The 20509-nt window shown below is 41.4% G+C and carries 15 protein-coding genes; 7 read left to right on the forward strand and 8 right to left on the reverse strand.

The genetic code is table 11. From position 1 onward, the window contains the following. Positions 1–24: 24 nt before the first annotated feature. Positions 25–2091 carry a TonB-dependent receptor family protein gene (locus tag I6L31_RS07500; RefSeq protein ID WP_227546611.1) on the reverse strand — a complete coding sequence of 689 codons (2067 nt, stop codon included), beginning with the start codon at positions 2089–2091 and terminating at the stop codon, positions 25–27. A gap of 211 nt (positions 2092–2302) precedes the next feature. Beyond that, the gene (locus tag I6L31_RS07505; protein WP_005002147.1) at positions 2303–2869 is read right to left on the reverse strand and encodes a DNA-3-methyladenine glycosylase; all 567 of its coding nucleotides are present in this window, start codon (positions 2867–2869) and stop codon (positions 2303–2305) included. A 121-nt stretch (positions 2870–2990) separates the two neighbouring features. Between I6L31_RS07505 and mutM the strand changes: the two genes are divergently transcribed. After that, the gene (gene mutM, locus I6L31_RS07510; RefSeq protein ID WP_004992502.1) at positions 2991–3815 is read left to right on the forward strand and encodes a bifunctional DNA-formamidopyrimidine glycosylase/DNA-(apurinic or apyrimidinic site) lyase; all 825 of its coding nucleotides are present in this window, start codon (positions 2991–2993) and stop codon (positions 3813–3815) included. A gap of 33 nt (positions 3816–3848) precedes the next feature. Next, a complete protein-coding gene (locus I6L31_RS07515; RefSeq protein ID WP_004992500.1) occupies positions 3849–4136 on the forward strand; it encodes a peptidylprolyl isomerase in 288 nt (95 codons plus the stop codon). 38 nt (positions 4137–4174) lie between these two features. Here the strand turns inward: I6L31_RS07515 and I6L31_RS07520 are convergent, their stop codons facing one another. The 3 genes from I6L31_RS07520 to typA all read right to left on the reverse strand — a co-directional run bounded on the left by I6L31_RS07520 (position 4175) and on the right by typA (position 7231). Beyond that, positions 4175–4537 (reverse strand): gamma-glutamylcyclotransferase family protein, encoded by a 363-nt coding sequence (locus I6L31_RS07520; RefSeq protein ID WP_004994930.1) that lies wholly within the window; start codon positions 4535–4537, stop codon positions 4175–4177. A gap of 163 nt (positions 4538–4700) precedes the next feature. After that, on the reverse strand, positions 4701–5138 hold the full coding sequence (gene mscL, locus I6L31_RS07525) for a large conductance mechanosensitive channel protein MscL (RefSeq protein ID WP_004992495.1): 438 nt from the start codon (positions 5136–5138) through the stop codon (positions 4701–4703). Positions 5139–5395: 257 nt separating this feature from the next. After that, positions 5396–7231, reverse strand: coding sequence for a translational GTPase TypA (gene typA, locus I6L31_RS07530; protein WP_004992487.1), 1836 nt, complete (start codon positions 7229–7231; stop codon positions 5396–5398). Positions 7232–7407: 176 nt separating this feature from the next. Here typA and I6L31_RS07535 point away from each other — a divergent pair, with 176 nt between their 5' ends. The 5 genes from I6L31_RS07535 to I6L31_RS07555 all read left to right on the forward strand — a co-directional run bounded on the left by I6L31_RS07535 (position 7408) and on the right by I6L31_RS07555 (position 13064). Then, positions 7408–8811: a uracil-xanthine permease family protein gene (locus I6L31_RS07535; protein ID WP_004994940.1), complete on the forward strand. Its 1404-nt coding sequence runs from the start codon at positions 7408–7410 to the stop codon at positions 8809–8811. A gap of 65 nt (positions 8812–8876) precedes the next feature. Further along, entirely contained in the window at positions 8877–9896 is a 1020-nt protein-coding gene (locus tag I6L31_RS07540; RefSeq protein ID WP_010588607.1) for a class I SAM-dependent methyltransferase, read from the forward strand. A 13-nt stretch (positions 9897–9909) separates the two neighbouring features. Continuing rightward, the gene (locus tag I6L31_RS07545; protein ID WP_005002144.1) at positions 9910–11370 is read left to right on the forward strand and encodes an amino acid permease; all 1461 of its coding nucleotides are present in this window, start codon (positions 9910–9912) and stop codon (positions 11368–11370) included. Positions 11371–11674: 304 nt separating this feature from the next. Then, positions 11675–12880 carry an RtcB family protein gene (locus tag I6L31_RS07550; RefSeq protein WP_005002142.1) on the forward strand — a complete coding sequence of 402 codons (1206 nt, stop codon included), beginning with the start codon at positions 11675–11677 and terminating at the stop codon, positions 12878–12880. 19 nt (positions 12881–12899) lie between these two features. Continuing rightward, positions 12900–13064, forward strand: coding sequence for a hypothetical protein (locus tag I6L31_RS07555; RefSeq protein WP_004992481.1), 165 nt, complete (start codon positions 12900–12902; stop codon positions 13062–13064). Positions 13065–13198: 134 nt separating this feature from the next. Here the strand turns inward: I6L31_RS07555 and I6L31_RS07560 are convergent, their stop codons facing one another. The 3 genes from I6L31_RS07560 to I6L31_RS07570 all read right to left on the reverse strand — a co-directional run bounded on the left by I6L31_RS07560 (position 13199) and on the right by I6L31_RS07570 (position 20506). Continuing rightward, positions 13199–13651 (reverse strand): hypothetical protein, encoded by a 453-nt coding sequence (locus I6L31_RS07560; protein ID WP_004992479.1) that lies wholly within the window; start codon positions 13649–13651, stop codon positions 13199–13201. Next, a complete protein-coding gene (locus tag I6L31_RS07565; RefSeq protein ID WP_005002139.1) occupies positions 13651–18276 on the reverse strand; it encodes a hybrid sensor histidine kinase/response regulator in 4626 nt (1541 codons plus the stop codon). The genes I6L31_RS07560 and I6L31_RS07565 overlap by 1 nt, the downstream gene beginning before the upstream one ends. 148 nt (positions 18277–18424) lie before the next feature. Next, complete coding sequence (locus I6L31_RS07570) at positions 18425–20506, reverse strand: methyl-accepting chemotaxis protein (protein WP_005002137.1); 2082 nt, start codon at positions 20504–20506, stop codon at positions 18425–18427. Between the last annotated feature and the right edge of the window lie 3 nt (positions 20507–20509).

Below are 20509 nucleotides of genomic sequence, written 5' to 3' on the forward strand. Positions count from 1 at the left end.
TCACCTCTTCTCTCTTAATTTTCATTAAAATTGTTTGCTGACTCTTAAGCCTGCACTCCAGTTACGTCCATCGGCAGGTTCAAAAAAGCGTGAATTACCGTCATTGACAATGACAGATCCGACATAGTCTTTGTCCAATAAATTATCGACACGGCTGAAAATATTGACTTTCCAGTCCTGTAACTGCCATGCATAACCTGCATAAGCGGTTACAACGGTATAACTTGGTGCTGCATCTGTATTTTGATCATCGACGTAAATTTTATCGTTATATTGGGCATCGACCCCGCCATAAAAACCAGTTTGCGGTTTCCAAGACAATGCGAGATAGGTCTGATTTTTGGCAATCCCTGGAATTTTATTGCCAGATGGAATCTTTGTGAGAGATCCTGTTGCTGGAATATCCGCATCAAATGTTGCATCCAGATATGCATAACTTGCAGTCGCAATCAAATCGCGCCAGAGCTGTTTATTCCATGAGAATTCAACACCTTCACGTAGGGTCTGATCGGCATTACGGAAAGTTGATCGCCCATACTGGCTACCAGCCGAAACAATATCGTCTTTGGTTTTGGTCTGAAAAACAGCCAAAGTAAAATCACCCAACGGATTTTGTGACTTTAAACCCGCTTCATACGTATCGCTACTAGAGGCATTCAGATCAAAATTAAAGCCGCCTTGTCCATCTGGACGGTAAGCCATTTCGGTAAAGGTTGGTGTTTCAAACCCTTTGGCGTAACTCACATAAGCCAAAAGTTCAGGCATGATTTGCCAACTTAAAGCAGCCGAAGGTAAAACTTTGGAATAATCAGTCTTGCCACTGTCATCTGGATTGCTTGCAGTGATGTAGTTATCATCTGATTTATAATGGACATTGCTATAGCGCACGCCTGTATCTAAACGCCAAGTCGGTAAAAACTGCCATGACGCCTGTAAATAAGGATCAATATTCCACAAAGTATTGTCTTCATCACGGCGCAAAGTACCTTTAACCCCATAACTCGGCTGATTGTTGATTAAGGTAAAATTTTCATAACCTTGACGATCCTCATCCATCGCATCTAAGGCCACGCCTGCACTCACGGTGATATTGGGAAGAAGTTCTTTGCCAGTCCAGCGTAGATCTGCGCCATAATAATTCCGCTCAAAATCAATCACACCACCCGCATGACGTGGATTGTTTTGTGCAGATCTAGGAATAGATTGATACTGGGTCACCTCACGATGACCAAAGTAAGCCATCGCATACAATTCATTTTTATCATTTAATGGCTTTAACCAAGTCAATCCTGTTTGCGTCTGTTCAATGTCTTTGCGCACATCGTAGCTATTATTGGTATCATTGACTTGTTTTGGATTGGCTTTCCATTGGTCACGTGTCAATCCTTGCGGATCATCAGCATTAATTTTTAAATAATTGGTAATCCAGTTAATTTTAGAACCATCTTCAAGATTCCACGTGAGTTTGGCATTATTCAAAACCTTATTGGCAGCGCTATGATCACGATAACCATCGGTATCAAAATAAGATGAACTGATCACATAACTCGGTTGATTGGCTTGTTTAGCGCCACCTTGCAATACAATTCCTGCACGATTTTTATCATGACTGCCCCCCGAATAACTCAGTTCAACCGAGTCTTTGCCTTGACCTTCTTTGGTGGTCGTCAACAAAGTACCACCCGATGAATTACCATATATTGACGAAAAAGGCCCTGTTAAAACCTCGATATGATCCAGACTGCTCAAATCGATATTAGACGTTTGTCCCTGACCATCTGGCATGGTGGCTGGAATACCGTCCACATATAAACGAATGCCGCGCACACCAAAAGCCGAACGCGCACCAAAACCACGCATGGAAAGTTGTAAATCCTGTGCATAATTCTCACGATTATGCAGTTGCAAGCTTGGAATACCTTTGACGACTTCTGTCAAATTAACCTGTGAGCTTTGATCCTGCTTGGGCGCATCAATGCGAAAAATCGAAGCAGGAGTTTGCAAATAAGTAGTGTCTGTACGAGTTGCTTCTACTTTAATGGTCGGCAATGCCACTGGTTCTGGCACTTCTGCCCACGCAGCACTACTCATACTGAACCCTGAAAGTAAAAACATGGAAGAATATAATGTATTGAATTGCATGAAGCGCATTCAGTTATCCTTTAATATCAACAATTAGCCCAAAAATATTTGTTATATCATTTAGTTTGTAAATTTTAACATATCGACAAAAAACGATTTTAGCCAATCATTCCAATTTTCAATATATTAGTTTGGTTATTTCTTGGAATACTTTGTAGGTTTAACGGCTTAAACTTGGATGATCTTTCCAGCAATAGCGTTCCAGCCAGTCTTTTGCTTCCTCAGCATAATCAACCCCGATTCTTTTTTTCCGTACAATCTCTGGTTGAATTTTTTTATTTTCAATCCACAAACCAGTTTCTACCCCCAACATTTTGCCTTTAAATCGCTCTGTAATACCTAATTGCCTGGTCAATTTTCCAGGACCTGATAAACGCTTAAAATCAAGTTTAGAAACTGAATCTTCAAAAAAAGCAGCTCTGAGCATCACTCCTTCAGGTTCATGTTCTGTCTGCGTGATCAAATTTAGCATGTGATACATCCCATAAATCAGATAAACATAGATGTGCCCGCCAGCGCTATACATCACCTCGGTTCGGGGAGTACGTCGTCCACCGTAGTTATGACTGGCTTTATCGCGAATTCCCAAATACGCTTCTGTTTCAGTGATGGTACAACGTAGAATTTCACCATTGTCCTGACGTACACAAAGCTGACAGCCGATCAATTGCTCGGCCACTGTCGATGTATCACGTTGAAACCATGTGAATGGTAAAATTTCTGACATCACGCTACCATAAGTAAAGAAAGGAAAATGACACGATATTGACAGATAAAGTGCCTTCTTAAATTTGTCATTGTGCTGATTACCCCCATATTAACATCGTCATGATTTTATCGAGCTGTCAATGCCAGAATTACCTGAAGTTGAAACCACTAAAACCAGTTTATTGCCTTTACTGCAACAGCGCGTCCAAATCGTTGAAGTCAGAGAGTCCCGATTACGCTGGCCAATTCCAGAGGATATTTCTCGCCTGAATGGACAGCGTTTAATTGGTTTACAAAGACGCTCTAAATATATTCTGGCTGAGTTTGAGCAAGATCAGATGCTATGGCATTTAGGCATGTCGGGCAGTTTTCGTCTGGCTACAGCTCAGGATGAGTTACGTAAACATGATCATTTGATGATTGGTTTTGAAGATGGTACCCAGTTACGTTATCACGATCCGCGTCGTTTTGGCTGTATTTTATGGCTCAATGAAGAATCTCAAAACAAACTACTGAATCCACTTGGCCCAGAGCCGCTCGGTGACGAGTTTAATGCAGATTATCTTTATCAAAAGCTTAAAAACAAACAAGTCGGCATAAAAATTGCAATGATGGATAATCACGTGGTGGTCGGCGTTGGTAATATTTACGCCACTGAAAGTCTGTTTAACTTAGGCATTCACCCTGCGCAGCCAGCCTCTAGTTTAAGTAAAAAGCAGATTGTTCAACTTGTGGATGAAATCAAACGTATTTTGAAATCTGCGATTGATTTAGGGGGATCAACCTTGCGGGATTTCACCAATGCTGTCGGTGAAAATGGCTATTTTCAACAAACTTTACTGGCTTATGGTCGTGCAGGTGAAATGTGTGTTCAGTGTGAAACGCCACTGGAAAATCTTAAACTCGGACAACGTGCCAGTGTATTTTGTCCCCAATGCCAACCTTTAAAACGTATCAAAGTTTAATATTTGTCCTCAACAGATTCAGGAGGCTTGCCCATGCAAACTGCCATTGTTCGACATATCCTAGTTAAAGACAAAGATCTTGCGGAACAACTTAAAAAGAAAATTTTGTCGGGTGCTGATTTTTCAAAAATCGCCAAACAATATTCCACCTGCAATTCTGCCAAACGTGGTGGTGAACTTGGCGAAGTGAAAAAAGGTCAACTTGTTCCCGTTATTGATAAACTCGTATTTACTGCGGCTGAACGAATTTTACACGGTCCAATCAAAAGCCAGTTTGGTTTTCATTTGCTTGAAGTCAAATTTAGAACTGAATTTGCATAAATTGCGGTCGTGAATAAAAGGACGTAAGTCTTAAAAACTTAAGTCCTTTCACTTTCTAGTTGCATTGGCTTTGCATGAGGATTCATTTGATAAGTCCAACTTTCGATCATTTCACCTGTTTCAAATTCCACCATCACCTTAACTCGCTGATATTGAAAACCTTCAAACTCATCGAGCATCGGCCAATGTTCAGCCAGTTTATCGGTACTAAACACTAAACCAGACACTTTAGGTGCATTTTCATCCAGCACCAAGGCAGGTAAACCCTGATCGGGTCCCCAGTCTAAAGTATGCACCACGCCATTCACTGAAGCCTTTTGCCATTCTCCGCCAATATTTCCCAGAATATGTGCGTTTTCACGATCTGGACATAAAGTTCCATAAGCAAACAGTCGGTTCATGTTTGAGTAAATCCTATGATTGGCAGGTATTTTCAGTCGCCATATTTTAAGGACTCTGACAAAAACCTCAAGTCGCCCAAGTGTCAAATTCAGATGAGAAATATCAATCGAAATGCATAAAAAAACGGCATTTAAAAATACCGTTTTGAGAAAGCCTATAATACTATGATTGTGGATGTTGCTTTAATTCATCGCGAATTTCACGAAGCAATTGAATTTCTTCAGGAGTTTCTGGTGCTGGTGCTTCCGCTTCATCCTTACGACGCATACGGTTAATCAATTTCACCATCAAAAATACGACCCATGCCAAAATCAGGAAGTTAATTAAAATGGTCAGAAAGTTACCATAAGTCAATACGTTTACGCCTGCTTTTTGCAGAGCATCCAATGATTGTAAATTATTCGGGTTGGCACCAAGTACAATATACTTTTGTGAAAAATCAACACCACCACCTGTAATCACAGTAATCAACGGCATAATGATGTCTTTCACTAATGAATCAACAATTTTACCAAATGCACCACCGATGATGACACCGACAGCCAAATCAATCATATTGCCTTTAACAGCGAATTCTTTAAATTCTTGAATAATACTCATCTCAATTTTCTCCACTCGGGAACCGCTATTCCCATGTTTTTGTTCTAATCACGGCTTAACAATAGTGTTAATGGATGATCGGCTCATGTTTGCTAATTTAATATTTTTCTCAAAAAAAGAAAGCTATTTCACACTTTAACAACATTTTATATGAATAAAAATATGAACTTAAAGATCTACAGCGAAAAAGATCACCTAATAAAAAAACCGCTAAACGAATTTAGCGGTTTACTTACTGATCTTAGATCAAAATCAAATTATTTATCGCGATTACGTTTACGTTCATTTTCAGTCAAATAACGCTTACGGATACGAATTGACTTAGGTGTTACTTCAACTAACTCATCATCTTCAATGAATTCAAGTGCTTGTTCAAGCGTGTATTCAATTGCAGGAGTTAAAGTTAACGCATCGTCAGTACCAGAGGCACGAACGTTGGTGAGCTGTTTTGCTTTAGTTGGGTTAACCACCATGTCGTCTGAACGAGAGTTAATCCCGACGATCATCCCTTCATACACTTCTAACTGTGGTTTAGCAAACAAACGACCACGGTCTTGCAAGCTGAACAATGCATAGCCCAAGCAAGTGCCTTGAACCATTGAGATCAATACACCGTTTTGACGTTTCGCTACAGTACCTTGTTTCACAGGACCATAATGCGAGAAGCTTGAAGTCATAATCCCTGTACCAGAAGTCATGGTTAAGAATTCTGAACGGAAACCAATCAAACCACGTGAAGGAACAGTCGCTTCAATACGGATACGGCCTTTACCGTCAACTTCCATATTGGTCATTTCGCCTTTACGGTGACCCATTTGTTCCATCACCGCACCTTGATGTTGTTCTTCAACATCAAAAGTCACGTTTTCGTATGGCTCTTGTTTTTCACCATCTACTTCTTTGATGATTACTTGTGGACGTGAAACGCCCATTTCGAAACCTTCACGACGCATGTTTTCAATCAGAACAGAAAGGTGAAGTTCACCACGGCCAGAAACTTTGAAACGGTCTGGACTGTCTGTATCTTCTACACGAAGTGCTACGTTATGGATCAATTCGCGATCAAGACGTTCACGGATATTACGTGAAGTGACAAATTTACCTTCTTTACCTGCAAACGGTGAGTTGTTGACTTGGAATGTCATCGATACCGTTGGTTCATCTACAGATAATGGCGGTAATGCTTCTACATTTTTCGGATCACAAATCGTGTCAGAAATGTTAAGTGCATCAATACCTGTAATACATACGATGTCGCCCGCAGATGCTTCTTCAACATCAATACGCTCTAAACCGTGGTAACCCATGATTTTTAAGATACGACCATTACGCGTCTTACCTTCTTTATCAATCACAGTCACAGGAGTATTGGTTTTCACTGAACCACGTTGAATACGACCAACCCCGATCACACCCACGAAGCTGTTATAGTCAAGTGAAGAAATTTGCATCTGGAACGGACCATCAGCATCAACTGCTGGCGGCTCAACGATATCAACAATCGTTTCAAACAACGGTGTCATGTCTTCAGCCAATTCTTCTGGCGCTGGACCTGCAACACCACGTAAACCTGAAGCATAAACGATTGGGAAATCTAACTGTTCGTCAGTCGCACCCAAGTTATCAAACAAATCAAATACTTGATCGATCACCCAGTCTGGACGTGCGCTTGGCTTATCGACTTTGTTAATGATCACGATTGGCTTCAAACCACGCGCAAACGCTTTTTGCGTTACGAAACGAGTTTGCGGCATTGGGCCTTCTTGAGCATCAACCAATAGTAATACGCAGTCCACCATAGACAATACACGTTCTACTTCACCACCAAAGTCGGCGTGTCCCGGGGTATCCACGATATTGATACGGTAAGTAATATCAGTACGTTTATCTAACCAAGTGATCGAAGTATTCTTTGCAAGAATAGTAATACCACGTTCGCTTTCAAGCGCATTCGAGTCCATGACACGCTCAATCTCGCCTGCACGATCACCCAAAGCACCTGATTGTTGTAGAAGTTTATCGACAAGCGTGGTTTTACCATGGTCGACGTGTGCAATAATTGCAATATTGCGGAGATTTTTGATATCTGACATGAAAATTCGATAAGCCTAAAACTTGAGGGCAAATTATACAGAAAAATCCTACATAAAAGTAGTGACAGTTTATTGACATGCCCGTGTTTTTTTCATGTCTTCGTCGTTTTTTCTTGGGTAAAGGCAATTATCTCGATTAGAATAGCGCCACTTTGAAGCTTAAGATTTAATCTCTCATGTCTGATTTACAAGACGCTGCGCCAAAATCAGGTGAAAAACTTGATCTGATTTATGGGTTAAATGATCGTCCTGCCCCTTTTGTTGCATTTCTTGCTGCACTACAACATCTTTTAGCAATTATTGTACCTATTGTTACGCCAGGACTTTTGATTTGTCTGGCACTGGGGGTTTCCCGCGAAGAAACCAATATGATTTTGTCCATGTCATTGGTCATTTCAGGGATTGCGACTTTTTTACAATGCAAGAAGGTCGGACCTTTTGGTGCTGGTTTGCTGATCGTCCAAGGGACAAGTTTTAACTTTATTGGCCCGATTATTGGTATTGGTAGTGCAATGGTCGCCGCAGGAACGCCTGTCAATCAAGTGATGGCAGCAATTTTTGGGGTGGTGATTGCAGGATCATTCATTGAAATGGGCGTATCCCGTATTCTGCCGTGGGTGAAAAAGCTGATCACGCCACTGGTCACAGGAATCGTAGTACTGATGATTGGTTTAACCTTGATTAAAGAAGGTCTCATCAGTATGGGCGGTGGTTATCAGGCCATGCAAAATCAAACCTTTGCCAGCCAAGATAATTTGATCATGTCTTGTACAGTGCTTGCGATTATCATCCTACTCAATCGTATTCAGGTCATCTGGATTAAAAGTTCTGCCATTTTGATTGCGCTGATTGTGGGTTATGTTCTGGCAGGCTTCATGGGACATCTGGATTTTTCAGGTTTACACGAAACACCTATCATACAGATTCCAACGCCAATGCACTTTGGTTTAAGCTTTTCTTGGAGCTTATTCATCCCTATGGCGTTTATTTATCTGGTGACGTCTTTGGAAGCGATTGGTGATATTACTGCAACCAGTAAACTCTCCAATGAACCTGTCAATGGTCCAAAATGGATGGAACGGATTAAAGGTGGCGTACTGGTGAATGGTGCAAACTCTTTACTTGCAGGTTTATTTAATACTTTTCCAAGTTCGGTGTTTGCACAGAATAATGGTGTGATCCAACTCACAGGAGTGGCCAGTCGCTATGTCGGTATCTGGATTGCGATTTTATTGATCCTACTTGGATTGTTTCCTATGGTTTCTGGCGTGATTCAAGCGGTACCGCAAGCGGTATTAGGCGGTGCAGTAATGGTCATGTTCGGCGCTGTAGCTGCATCAGGGATTAATATTTTATCCAGTATTCATCTGGATCGTCGTGCACTGTTGATTATTGCGATTTCATTGGCTTTAGGACTCGGTGTTGCACAAGTTCCGCAAATCCTTGAGCATTTACCTGAACTGTTTAAAAATATCTTTAGTTCAGGCGTCGCCACAGGTGGTATTGCTGCTTTAATCTTAAATATCGTCTTGCCTGAACATCAACATCCTGAAGATCAAGATCAGAGAAATCAAGATTAAATCGGGCAATTAAGAAGAATTTGCCCAGTTTGACTGGGCTTTCTTATTCATGAGAGTTAAATATGATGGATCCACGTAGTGAAGTCGTACTGCGCCAACAACAGTTTTTATCAGGCAAGGTATTGCTCATCAATGCACCTGCGGATGAACTTGCCCGCGAATTGCCCAACGATTTAAATATTTCGATCTGGACATGGAACTTTGCTGATCATCAATATTTCGAGCAGCAGCAGTTTGCTACGCATTTTTCAGTTGAATTTCCACAGAAAGATATCGATCAAGTCATCATCTTTGTACCAAAATCGAAAGAGTTACTCAGCTATATTTTGCATGTTGTTGCGAGTCATCTGAAGCAAGGTCAATCCATCTTTTTGGTGGGTGAAAAAAAGGGTGGCGTAGAACGTGCAGCTAAACAACTACAAGTCTTAGGTAAAAATCTTAAGCTCGATAGCGCACGTCACTGTCAGCTTTGGCAATGTATTTTGCACAAAACTGAAACCTTAAAACCACTAGAAAATTGGGTAAAAACCTACAGCATTGAAGTCAATCAAACTCAACTTCATATTTGTGCGCTGCCTGGGGTATTTAGCCAAAATCATTTGGATGTCGGCACAGGCATTCTTTTACCTTATCTAAATAATATAAAATCGGGTAAACTTGCCGACTTTGGCTGTGGTGCAGGTGTTATTAGTGCGTATCTGGCAAAATTAAATTGTAACAACGAAATTTATGCGCTGGATGTCGATGCATTTGCACTACGTTCTACTGAAATGACATTTCATCGGAATGGACTTCATTTAGAACAGCTTCATATTCAAGCCGTTACCGGGATTCATGATGCACCACTTGAACTAGACGCAATTGTCAGCAATCCGCCTTTTCATCAAGGAATTCATACGGATTATGCGGCAAGTGAGGGTCTATGCAAACAAGCCAAACGACATTTAACTGTCAATGGTGAATTATGGATAGTGGCAAATCGTTTTTTAAATTATCCACTTTTGATTGAGCAACAATTTGGTCGCTGCAATACCCTTGCCGATCAACAAGGATTCAAAGTGCTTTATGCCCATGTGTCCCAATGACTAAGGAATTTTCATGAGTGAAAAGATTCAACCTGAAAAGCTTCAGCGTAAGCTCGGTGCTCGTCATTTAAATATGATCGCCATTGGCGGTTCGATTGGTACTGGTTTATTTCTGGCTTCAGGTTCAACCATCGCCAATGCGGGGCCGGGCGGCGCATTATTGGCCTATGCACTGATTGGCGTCATGATTTATTTTCTAATGACCAGTTTGGGGGAGCTCGCCACCCACAATCCCACTTCAGGCGCTTTTTTTACCTATGGTAGTCGCTATGTCGAGGATGGCTTCGGCTTTGCTTTGGGCTGGAACTATTGGTACAACTGGGCCATTACCGTGGCTTTTGAACTGGTTGCGGTTCAGTTGATTATGAAATTCTGGTTTCCAGACTTACCCGGGTTTTATTGGAGTGCGATTTTTCTGGTCGTCATTTTTGCCATCAATGCCATGACCGTCAAAGGTTTTGGTGAAAGTGAATTCTGGTTTTCAATGGTCAAGGTCGTTGCGATTGTCGCCTTTATCATTATTGGTTTCTCCATGATCATCAAAATCATGATGACACCGGGAGTAGCGACTTTTGGTAACTGGACCTATAAAGACGCGCCTTTTGTTGGTGGATTACAAGCCATGATTGGCGTGGCCATGATCGCAGGGTTCTCTTTTCAGGGCACTGAAATGGTCGGCGTTGCCGCAGGTGAATCTAAGGATCCAAAGAAAACAATTCCTCTGGCAATTAAGCAGATTTTCTGGCGGATTTTACTGTTTTATATCGTGTGTATTTTTATCATTGGGACACTGATTTCCTATGATGATCCGCGCCTGTTACAAGCAGCTTCTAGTGGTGATATTGCACTTTCGCCATTTACTTTGCTCTATGAAAAAGTCGGTTTTGCCTTTGCTGCAAGTTTGATGAATGCCGTGATTTTAACCGCGATTTTATCGGCAGGAAATTCAGGCATGTATTCTTCAACCCGTATGCTGTTCGACATGGCACGTGAAGGTCGTGCGCCCAAATGGTTCTCAAAACTGGATAAACGTGGCGTACCAATGCATGCACTTTATGCCACGACAGCCGTTGCTGCACTGTGCTTCCTGACTACTTTTATTGGGGAACAAGCTGTTTTTAACTGGCTGCTCAATATGTCAGGCATGTGTGGCTTTATTGTCTGGCTCGGGATTGCGATTTCACACTATCGCTTCCGCAAAGGCTATCTGGCTCAGGGTCATAGACTTGAAGATCTGGCATATCGAGCCAAATTCTTTCCATTTGCACCGTGGTTTGCCTTTATTTTGTGTTCGATCATTATTTTGGGACAAAACTATCAAGCGATTTTAGGTGGAAAAATTGACTGGGTGGGCTTACTTTCCACCTATATCAGTATTCCCCTATTTTTGGTGATCTGGCTGGGTTATAAATGGAAACATAAAACCAAATTGGTGTCTTATCAAGAGATGAATATCCAACCCGATCAAGATTAATGCGTGTTTTAGCTTGCAGTAACATCATTCAATTTCTTCAGTTTTGAAAAGCTTGACTTTTCAAAACAAAGGATTATGATTGCGACCAAGATTCAACCATTGGCGCAGTCAGCATCAAAACTGCCAATTTATAGGAGTAACAACATGCCAGCTTTACAGGATAAACATTACTAATCATTGGCACGTTGTCATCTCACGGACAAGGGTCAAAGATCACTTGTCCGAATGCACAAGACCTAGCATTCGCTAGGTTTTTTTATGCCTGTTCGGACAGCTATTAAAATAATGATACGGACAGCTTATTATGAGCATACAAAAAATTTTAAATGCAGATGCCGCTTATGGAGTTCCTGTAAAGATCTTTACGAACGATATCGATCAAGACAGTATTGAACAACTCACTAAAATGGCGCAATTGCAATTTATTCATTCCCACATAGCAGTCATGCCAGACGTGCATGTTGGGAAAGGAGCCACCGTTGGCAGTGTCATTCCGACCAAACATGCGATTATACCCGCTGCGGTCGGCGTAGATATTGGCTGTGGAATGAATGCGATACGTTTAAACCTCAAAAGCAGTCAACTTCTAGACAATCTTTCAAGCTTACGTCATGCGATTGAAAGAAAAGTCCCTGTTGGTTTTGATTTACACAAACAAGTGAAAGCCAAAGCTTCGACCCTGACACCGCTGGATAAACGGCTCCAACCGATTATCAGCAAACATCCTGGTTTGGTTCGAATGCTGCGAAAGTTTGATATGACTTGGCAAAAACAACTCGGAACTTTAGGGGGCGGCAACCACTTTATTGAACTTTGTCTGGATGAAAATCAGGACGTCTGGATCATGTTACATTCAGGGAGTCGTGGTTTAGGCAATGTCATTGGTACTTATTTTATTGAACTGGCAAAAAAAGAAGCCCAACACCGCTTTGGTCATGTTCCTGACAAAGACTTGAGCTACTTTGCCGAAGGCTCTGCAAGCTTTGACGATTATGTTGAAGCGGTTGAGTGGGCACAGGCGTATGCCTATGAAAACCGTCGTGAGATGATGCGTTTAATTTTAGAGGCGATTCGCCCACTATTACCTTCATTTCAGTTGACCAAAGAAGCAATTAATTGCCACCATAATTATGTCAGTCAGGAACAACATGATGGCGAAAATTTATTAATTACACGAAAGGGTGCCATCCGAGCTGGTAAAGATGAACTTGGAATCATTCCAGGTTCGATGGGTGCGCGTTCTTATATTGTACGTGGCAAAGGTCATCCCGACTCCTTTTGCTCTTGCTCACATGGTGCAGGACGTAAAATGAGCCGTAATAAAGCCAAGCATCTGTTTAATCAACAAGATTTGATTCAGCAAACGCAAGGCATTGAATGCCGTAAAGATGTAGGTGTGATTGATGAAATTCCAGCAGCGTATAAAGACATTGATCAAGTCATGGCTCATCAGTCAGATTTGATAGAAGTCGTACATACGCTTAAACAAGTCCTTTGTATTAAAGGATAATTTAACTCGGAGCTAAACCATGAAACTAGGCAAGCGATCCAAAGTCAAAGTGAGAAATCAGGTGGCTTTATCGCCTTTGTTACATAAAGGCGGAATGCATGAAACTGAAAAACCCAAAGCACAACATCGTCGTGAACGTCAGCAAACCAAACAATTGCTAAAGTCTAAAAGATGGTGTGAGTAATTTTAATCTAGCGTTCTATAAGGAGCAGCGTATGAAAAACTGTAGATATTTTTGTGAATATTTCAATCTAAGTCAACACGATAAAACAAACCCCAGTGATTTCAACTGGGGTTTGCCATTTTAGATGGTTAAGTTTATAAAACACCTAAACTTTTTTGAATATTTTCCAGATGCGGAACATGGAAATGCTGATCGGCAATTTTAACTCGCTTAAATACCATTGGATCAGATGTTGTCTCTTCTTCATCGACCACTTCTGAAATACGCAAACGAATCGTCTGCGGCATGCTGTCACAGATTAAGGCAAAACGTTGCGCAACATCATCTCCTTCTATGACCAAAGCGACCCCTTGAGTAATATTAGGATGATTAACTGAATAAATAGGCAATTTCAAATCATGCCATTCTATCGACTCAGCATCAACCTTGGTATCAAGCGCCGACAATACAATGTTTTGCGGTAATAGCATCGGCACCTGATCACGACATTCAATGATATAAGCATCAATAAATCCAGTCGAGACACTAATTAAGTGTTGAAGCTCCTGCTGATCAATCTGCGCGGTTACTTTTTTATCAATCGCCATCAGTAACTCCCTGAAGCTGTTTCAAGTAATGCTTCAATATTCTCAAGCAATTCTGATTCTTGGAACGGTTTACCCATGTAATGCGTTACGCCAAGTGATAATGCCCGTTCACGATGTTTTTCACCAGTACGCGATGTAATCATGATAATTGGCATATCCTGATGTAACTCATGATGGCGTACCAGATTAGTCACCTCAAAACCATCCATGCGAGGCATTTCAATATCCAGCAACATCAAATCAGGTTTGACATTTTCAAGCTGTTCCATGGCATCGACACCATCTTTGGCCGTCACCACATCAAAGCCCTGACGTTCCAGTAGCCGCGAAGTAACTTTACGGACAGTCACCGAGTCATCTACGATCATGATAAGACGACGTTCATCGGTATGACGTGTTTTTTCTCTGCCTTCAACAACTTGTTTATTACGTTGCGTAGATTGGATCTGACGCGCAATATTTTGTCCATCCAGAATTAGACAAACATGACCATCACCTAAAATTGTCGCCCCAGCAACAGCGCCAATACTTGCGAACTGTCGTCCGATTGGTTTCACTACAATTTGTGCACGCGAACCGACCAATTGATCGACCAATAACGCAATGGTCTGACCATGCGCGCCTTTGACCAATAACACAGGCAATGAATGTGCAATACCAGATAATTTTGGAATAGGCTGATTGCTGACAAACTCCGCCAAATAACGTAAACGATATGGAGTATTATCGATATTAAAATAATCATCCTGACCATGGAAATAGCGTTCAAGAGTTGCAGGCGCAATACGCACAATTCGGTCAATCTGAGCCAAAGGCAAGGCAAATTGCTGATCACCGACTTTCACCATGAGTGCATCACTCACTGCCACAGTCGTTGGTACACGAATAGTAAAAGTGGTACCAGAACCAAATGTTGAATCGACACTGACATGACCACCAAGCGCCTTAATACTACTTTGCACCACATCCAGACCCACACCACGTCCTGAAATTTGGGTCACTGAAGTCGCTGTACTAAACCCAGGATGGAAAATGTATTGCAAAATTTCCTGTGCTTCGAGTTTTTGATCCTCAGTCATCAAACCATTTTCTAAAGCTTTGGCTTTGATTTTATTAACATCAATACCTTTACCATCATCGCTAAAGCTCACCAAAACATCTGTTCCTTGGCGGCTAATATTTAGCTCAATACGCCCTATTTCAGGTTTACCCAGTTTTAAACGCTCTTCACGATCTTCCACACCATGATCGACTGCATTTCGCAGCATGTGTTCAAGTGGCGTGACCAAGCGTTCCAAGATATTTCGATCCAGTTCGCCTTCGGTATTATTGACTACCAATTCAGCTGGACGGTTCAAACTACTTGCCGTCTGACGCACAATACGCTGTAAGCGAGGTAAAAGTCGTGAGAACGGAACTAATCGGGTACGCATCAGACTTTCCTGAATTTCAGCCTGAATACGTGATTGTTGTAATAACAAACCTTCGGTATCACGAATTTTGTCGGATAATGTGGTTTTGAAATCAACCAAATCCGATGCAGATTCAGCAAGCGATTTTGACAGTTGATTCAATGATGAGTATTGATCCATTTCTAATGGGTCAAAGTCGATATAACGTAAGTTTTCTGTCCCATGTTTGGCGATAATCTGACTTTCTAATTCGCCTTCCATTCGACGTAACTGATCTGCCAAACGTTGAATCGCCAATTCCATTTCGACCAGTGTATTGCCTAACTGTCCCAAATCCATTTCGATACGCGAACGGTTAATCGCATTTTCACCAGACAAGTTAATCATTTTTTCGATCAGATCCGCAGAAACACGGATCATCTCATTTGAATCATCAGCCTGTACGGTGTTGTCCCATTCACCCAGCATAGATGGCGGTTCTGTACCATCTCCCTGTACAAACTCCATCACTTGTTCTTGCGAGAATAGATCCGCGCGAGCCAGTTTAGTTGGAATTTGCGCATTGGTATCGACAAATTCAAGACGTTCTAAGGTATGCTTTAAACCATCATAATTATTATACGAACGTTCAAAAATAGCTGCCTTTAACCATGTAAATGCCGTCAGCAAGAGATGGTCATAAGCATTGGAGCTAAAGGCTTTTACCGCAAATTGCTCAAAGGCATTTTCAAGATGTGAGGCAATTACTGCAACAGGCTCTAACTCTGCCATTCGTGCACCGCCTTTTAAACTATGCACTGTACGTTGCAATTGAAGCAAAATACTTCGGTTAGTCCGTTCATCAAACCAGCGATTGAGAAGTTGCTGTCCAGCATCAAGCAACTCTGCCGCTTCTTCATAGAAAGTCGCTTCAACCAAAGATTGAACATCATCGGGATCTGTATCTTGATGCGGTTTGGTATTATCGATATCAACATTAGTATTTGAAATCGATGCTTGACTTTCTAGTGCATCATTCTCAGCGGAAGTCGAATTCTGTAATTGTTCCTCAGCAACAACTGCATCAGATTCCACGCCTGATGTTGGTTCACCAAGAGCAACTGATTCAAGATGATCTGTCGTTAATTCATGCTCAACAACTTCAGTTGGTGGCTCAGCAACAACTTGCGCCAAGGTACTATCAACAGAAGTAGTCCACGTTGCACTCTCAGGCTGTTGCTGTGGTACCCCTTGTAGAACCTGCTCAATATTTCCAAGCAACTCAATCACTTCTGTCGCTGGATAATCTACTGCTTCATCACGCAACGTTTGAATCCGATCAGCAATATCATCTTGTACCAGACGAATAATCTGTATCAGATTTTCAGAAGAATGTATTTGCCCATGAATCAAGCGTTGATAAATGGTTTCTAACTCGTGCGCAATCAGTCCCATATAGGTTGCCTGAACCATATTTGCGCCACCTTTTAAGGTGTGTAAATAGCGCATCAAATTATTCAAGGCAGACGTATTACTTTGTTGCTGCGACCAAGTGTTTAGGTCTGCGTCAATACCGACCAACAGCTCATCAGCTTCTTCTAAAAAGATATCGAGAAGGTCTGCATCGAAATGACGATTGGCTTGCTCTGAATCTAGGTGCTGATGATCTTGTTGAATACGTGCAGAAATTGACGATAAATCAAATGTTGAAACATTTGACTCTGATACCGCAACAGGCTCAATGGAAATAGTCTCAGGTTCAGCACTTACTTTATCAGCACTTAGCTCAGATGATACTTTCTTATCCGTAATCGCTGTTTCAATATCTTGTTGGACAAAGTCTTGCAGCTCATGAATCACATTGAGTTGCTCTTGTCCCAAGCTTACTCGCTGCCCTGCTGCCAAGGTATCAAATAAATGAATGACTTGCTGGTGTGCCTGTCCAAAAATATCAAAGGCATAATCCAGATGCAGTAATTCAGGTTTTTCAAGTAATTGTTCATAAGCAGGCTTTAATTGCAAGACATAATCATGAACGCCTTGGGCTGCTCGATTATGCGTATGCTCAATTAAAGAACTTGCCTCGGTAATCAATGCTTGAATATAGACAGGGAATTCCTGTTTGACGCGTTTTTCAAACTCATAGTCTGCATTCAGCAGATTTTCAATATCTAATTGCAATAGTGAAGTGACAACACCTTGTGGATGCTGTGCTTCATGTGCAATTTCTTCGATATTAAAGCCATAGTTTTCCCATGCTTGATTAAATTTTTGATCAATTTTGTCAAGCTGTTGCTGAGTACCCTTTTGATGCAGTGTATGTAGATAATCTCGAACAAATTCAGCATAGTGGGTTAAGAGAGCGGTTTCATTTGAAGTCGACTCAAGCTCATCTTGCATCAAGGTTTTAAACAGCGTTTCTACCTTGCTGCTGGCTTCAAATACTTGCTGAATATGCGCCATTGATGAACTGCCGCGCAAAGTATGCAAAGCGCGAATCAATTGATTATAACTTTGATCTGATGGCTCATCTTGCTGTAAAAAAGTATCAATTGTTTGTAGATGTTCTTCTGCTTCTTCAAGGAAAATCGCCATGGTTTCTTCAATCAGACTATCATCTGATGAAGCAACTGCGTCCACACAGGTGTCAGCTATGGCAGCAGGCTCTACTTCAACTGGCTGTTCAGCTTCAATAATCTGTTGTTGCTGAATTTCGAGCCCTGTAATTCCAGATTCTGTATTTAACTGTTCAGCTAAATCGAGTAATTCTTCTAAAGCAGGCTCGACGTCTTGTTGGTGTTGTAACTGCTGTCCCAACAAAACCAATGGGCGAATATCGATAGAGTGTGGCTGGGTATTTTTAAAATCATGATAAAATTTAAAACGATAAACATTAAATACCACTTGCACAAAACGTTGTAAATCTGCACTTAATGGCAAAGTTTTGGCAATAATTCGATTGAGTGCTTCTTCAACTGTCCACGCCAGTTCACTGGAAGATTTCGCCCCCACCATTCGACCAGACCCTTTTAGAGTATGAAAATGGCGACGAACGTCCGCTAAAACCTGCTGCTCATCAGAATCAGCCACCCACTGCGGAATAAGTTGACCCAATTCTTGAAAAATTTCTTCTAATTCTTCAATAAAAATTTCAAGAATTTCTTCATCCTGATCAAGAAAACTGTCTTCAGGTAAGCTTATTTTTTCAACAAGATGTTTTAATATTTCTTTCATAACGAAGGCTTCTTTCGTTTATCCACCCTTGATGGTGAAACTTGATCTACCACCATCACGCAAGTGACTTCCTTCTCAAGAAGCCATCTTGACGATGCATTTTTTAATTTGGGACATCCCGAAGTCTGCCCCAAAAGTCACTTCACGCTTATTCAGGTAACTTAAAGTCAGATACAGACTCACGCAATGACTCTGCCATATTGGCCAGTTCAGAAACCGAACGTGCCGTATCAAAAGTTGCAGTCGTGGTTTGTGAGGTAATTTCCTGTACGACGTTCATGGTATTGGCAATATGACTCGCCGATGCAGACTGAAGTTTTGCAGCATTGGAAATGTTTGCAATCAATTTAGCCAAGTTATTAGATACGCTTTGAATTTCATCAAGCGCTACACCCGCATCTTTCGCCAAATTCGCACCACGAACAACCTCAGAAGTGGTCTGTTCCATAGAAATTACAGCTTCATTGGTATCGGTCTGAATGGTTTTAACCAAGCCTTCAATCTGTTTGGTTGCAGATGCAGAACGTTCTGCAAGACGCTGTACCTCATCGGCAACTACCGCAAAACCACGACCCGCTTCCCCTGCCATCGATGCCTGAATTGCAGCATTCAATGCCAGAATGTTAGTTTGGTCGGCAATATCATTAATGAGCGAGACGATGTTCCCAATTTCTTGCGAAGACTCACCCAAACGTTTAATACGTTTCGATGTTTCCTGAATCTGTTCACGAATCGTATCCATACCCACAATCGAACGGTTTACAACGTCAGCACCATTGGATGCAATTTGTACCGAACGTTCCGCAACCTCTGCTGACTCAGCAGCGTTCGCAGATACCTGATCGATCGACACCGCCATTTCGTTAATCGCAGCAGATGCACCTGCAATTTCTTGTGCCTGATGCTCAGAAGCTTCCGCTAACTGATTGGTAATGGTCTGCGTATTTTGTGTATAACGCGCCACTTCCTGAGACGTATCCGTAATACGTGATACCAGATCACGTAATTGATCAATTGCGAAGTTGATCGAGTCAGCAATTGCACCAGTAAAATCTTCTGATACCGTTGCATACGAACGTAAATCACCATCAGCCAAATCGGCAATTTCATCAAGTAAACGTAAAATCGCATTTTGGTTACGGTCATATTCATCCTGTAAACGCGTTACACGATTTTTTTCCAACAAATTACGAATCGCCAATAAACGAGCAACGGATAAGATAAAACCTGTAAGGAACAGTAGTAATAAAACTGCTGGAATAACACTTGACCAGCTAGAATCTGCTTTATCTGAAAGATTATTCAAGGATTTCAACATATCATCAGATTGAGAGAAAATCTGTGAAGATGCTTGGCGGACTTTTACAATCTGGTTGGCATTTTTAAATACCGTTGATGCTGCTGTTTTTAAAACTTCATCATACTCAGATTTAATACTATCGACAGATTCACGTAAACTTGGATCGCTAATACGTTCAACACCCAAGTCAGCACTACCATTTAACTGTGCATTTAAATAAGCACCAAAGGTTTCAATATCGGCACTAAAGTCATCTGCTGACGCACGGGCATTTTCTGTGCCCACCAATACAGAACTGATAGAACGTAAAATACGCTCTGCAATAAATACTTGGTTCTTGGCAATCACCACCTGACTACTTGGCATATTCAGACGAGCCATCTGATCTACCATCAAGTTATATTCTGCCTGAATCCCTGGAATCGACTCACCGATCGCGATATTGGTGTCATAGAGTTGATTGATCAGCTTTTGTTGAGACGTAATCAAATCCACATTGGTCGATACATTCTTCCAGAGTTGATCGACCTTTTTAAATTCCTCAGATGATGCACCGTAGATGTCCTGTACATTTTCCAGATTTTGCGCAAACTGTTCCTGCGATTTTTTCAGACTTGCAATTGCCTCAGGTGAGCCTGATGCAGTTGACTCTGTCGCTTGTCGTGGAATAGTTTGAGACAATAAGCGCAGTTGCCCCAGACTACGAGTTAATTCATTATTCCGCGGTACACTATAAAATAAGTAAATCAACGTTATCGTTGATAGAAAAAGAAAAATAATCGCTGAATAAATGATCGGTCTCGTTTTTTTACTATCACCGAACATTTGTGAAATTAGCTCAATTTGAGCTTGAATCTTGGCAAAAAATGCAGAACCGTTTTTCTTACTCGCACTTTCAGCTGTGTTTTTCTTTTTTAGTTTAAAGCCCATACA

The sequence above is a fragment of the Acinetobacter septicus genome (assembly GCF_019355975.1).
Taxonomy (GTDB): Bacteria; Pseudomonadota; Gammaproteobacteria; order Pseudomonadales; family Moraxellaceae; genus Acinetobacter; species Acinetobacter ursingii.

What these genes read in the sequence shown, in the direction of transcription:
- I6L31_RS07555 (WP_004992481.1), top strand. Translation starts at nt 12,900, where the DNA reads ATGAAACTAGGCAAGCGATCCAAAGTCAAAGTGAGAAATCAGGTGGCT.
- I6L31_RS07515 (WP_004992500.1), top strand. Translation starts at nt 3,849, where the DNA reads ATGCAAACTGCCATTGTTCGACATATCCTAGTTAAAGACAAAGATCTT.
- I6L31_RS07560 (WP_004992479.1), bottom strand. Translation starts at nt 13,651, where the DNA reads ATGGCGATTGATAAAAAAGTAACCGCGCAGATTGATCAGCAGGAGCTT.
- I6L31_RS07505 (WP_005002147.1), bottom strand. Translation starts at nt 2,869, where the DNA reads ATGTCAGAAATTTTACCATTCACATGGTTTCAACGTGATACATCGACA.
- mutM (WP_004992502.1), top strand. Translation starts at nt 2,991, where the DNA reads ATGCCAGAATTACCTGAAGTTGAAACCACTAAAACCAGTTTATTGCCT.
- I6L31_RS07520 (WP_004994930.1), bottom strand. Translation starts at nt 4,537, where the DNA reads ATGAACCGACTGTTTGCTTATGGAACTTTATGTCCAGATCGTGAAAAC.
- I6L31_RS07535 (WP_004994940.1), top strand. Translation starts at nt 7,408, where the DNA reads ATGTCTGATTTACAAGACGCTGCGCCAAAATCAGGTGAAAAACTTGAT.
- I6L31_RS07500 (WP_227546611.1), bottom strand. Translation starts at nt 2,091, where the DNA reads ATGAGTAGTGCTGCGTGGGCAGAAGTGCCAGAACCAGTGGCATTGCCG.
- I6L31_RS07545 (WP_005002144.1), top strand. Translation starts at nt 9,910, where the DNA reads ATGAGTGAAAAGATTCAACCTGAAAAGCTTCAGCGTAAGCTCGGTGCT.
- I6L31_RS07570 (WP_005002137.1), bottom strand. Translation starts at nt 20,506, where the DNA reads ATGGGCTTTAAACTAAAAAAGAAAAACACAGCTGAAAGTGCGAGTAAG.
- I6L31_RS07550 (WP_005002142.1), top strand. Translation starts at nt 11,675, where the DNA reads ATGAGCATACAAAAAATTTTAAATGCAGATGCCGCTTATGGAGTTCCT.
- typA (WP_004992487.1), bottom strand. Translation starts at nt 7,231, where the DNA reads ATGTCAGATATCAAAAATCTCCGCAATATTGCAATTATTGCACACGTC.
- mscL (WP_004992495.1), bottom strand. Translation starts at nt 5,138, where the DNA reads ATGAGTATTATTCAAGAATTTAAAGAATTCGCTGTTAAAGGCAATATG.
- I6L31_RS07565 (WP_005002139.1), bottom strand. Translation starts at nt 18,276, where the DNA reads ATGAAAGAAATATTAAAACATCTTGTTGAAAAAATAAGCTTACCTGAA.
- I6L31_RS07540 (WP_010588607.1), top strand. Translation starts at nt 8,877, where the DNA reads ATGGATCCACGTAGTGAAGTCGTACTGCGCCAACAACAGTTTTTATCA.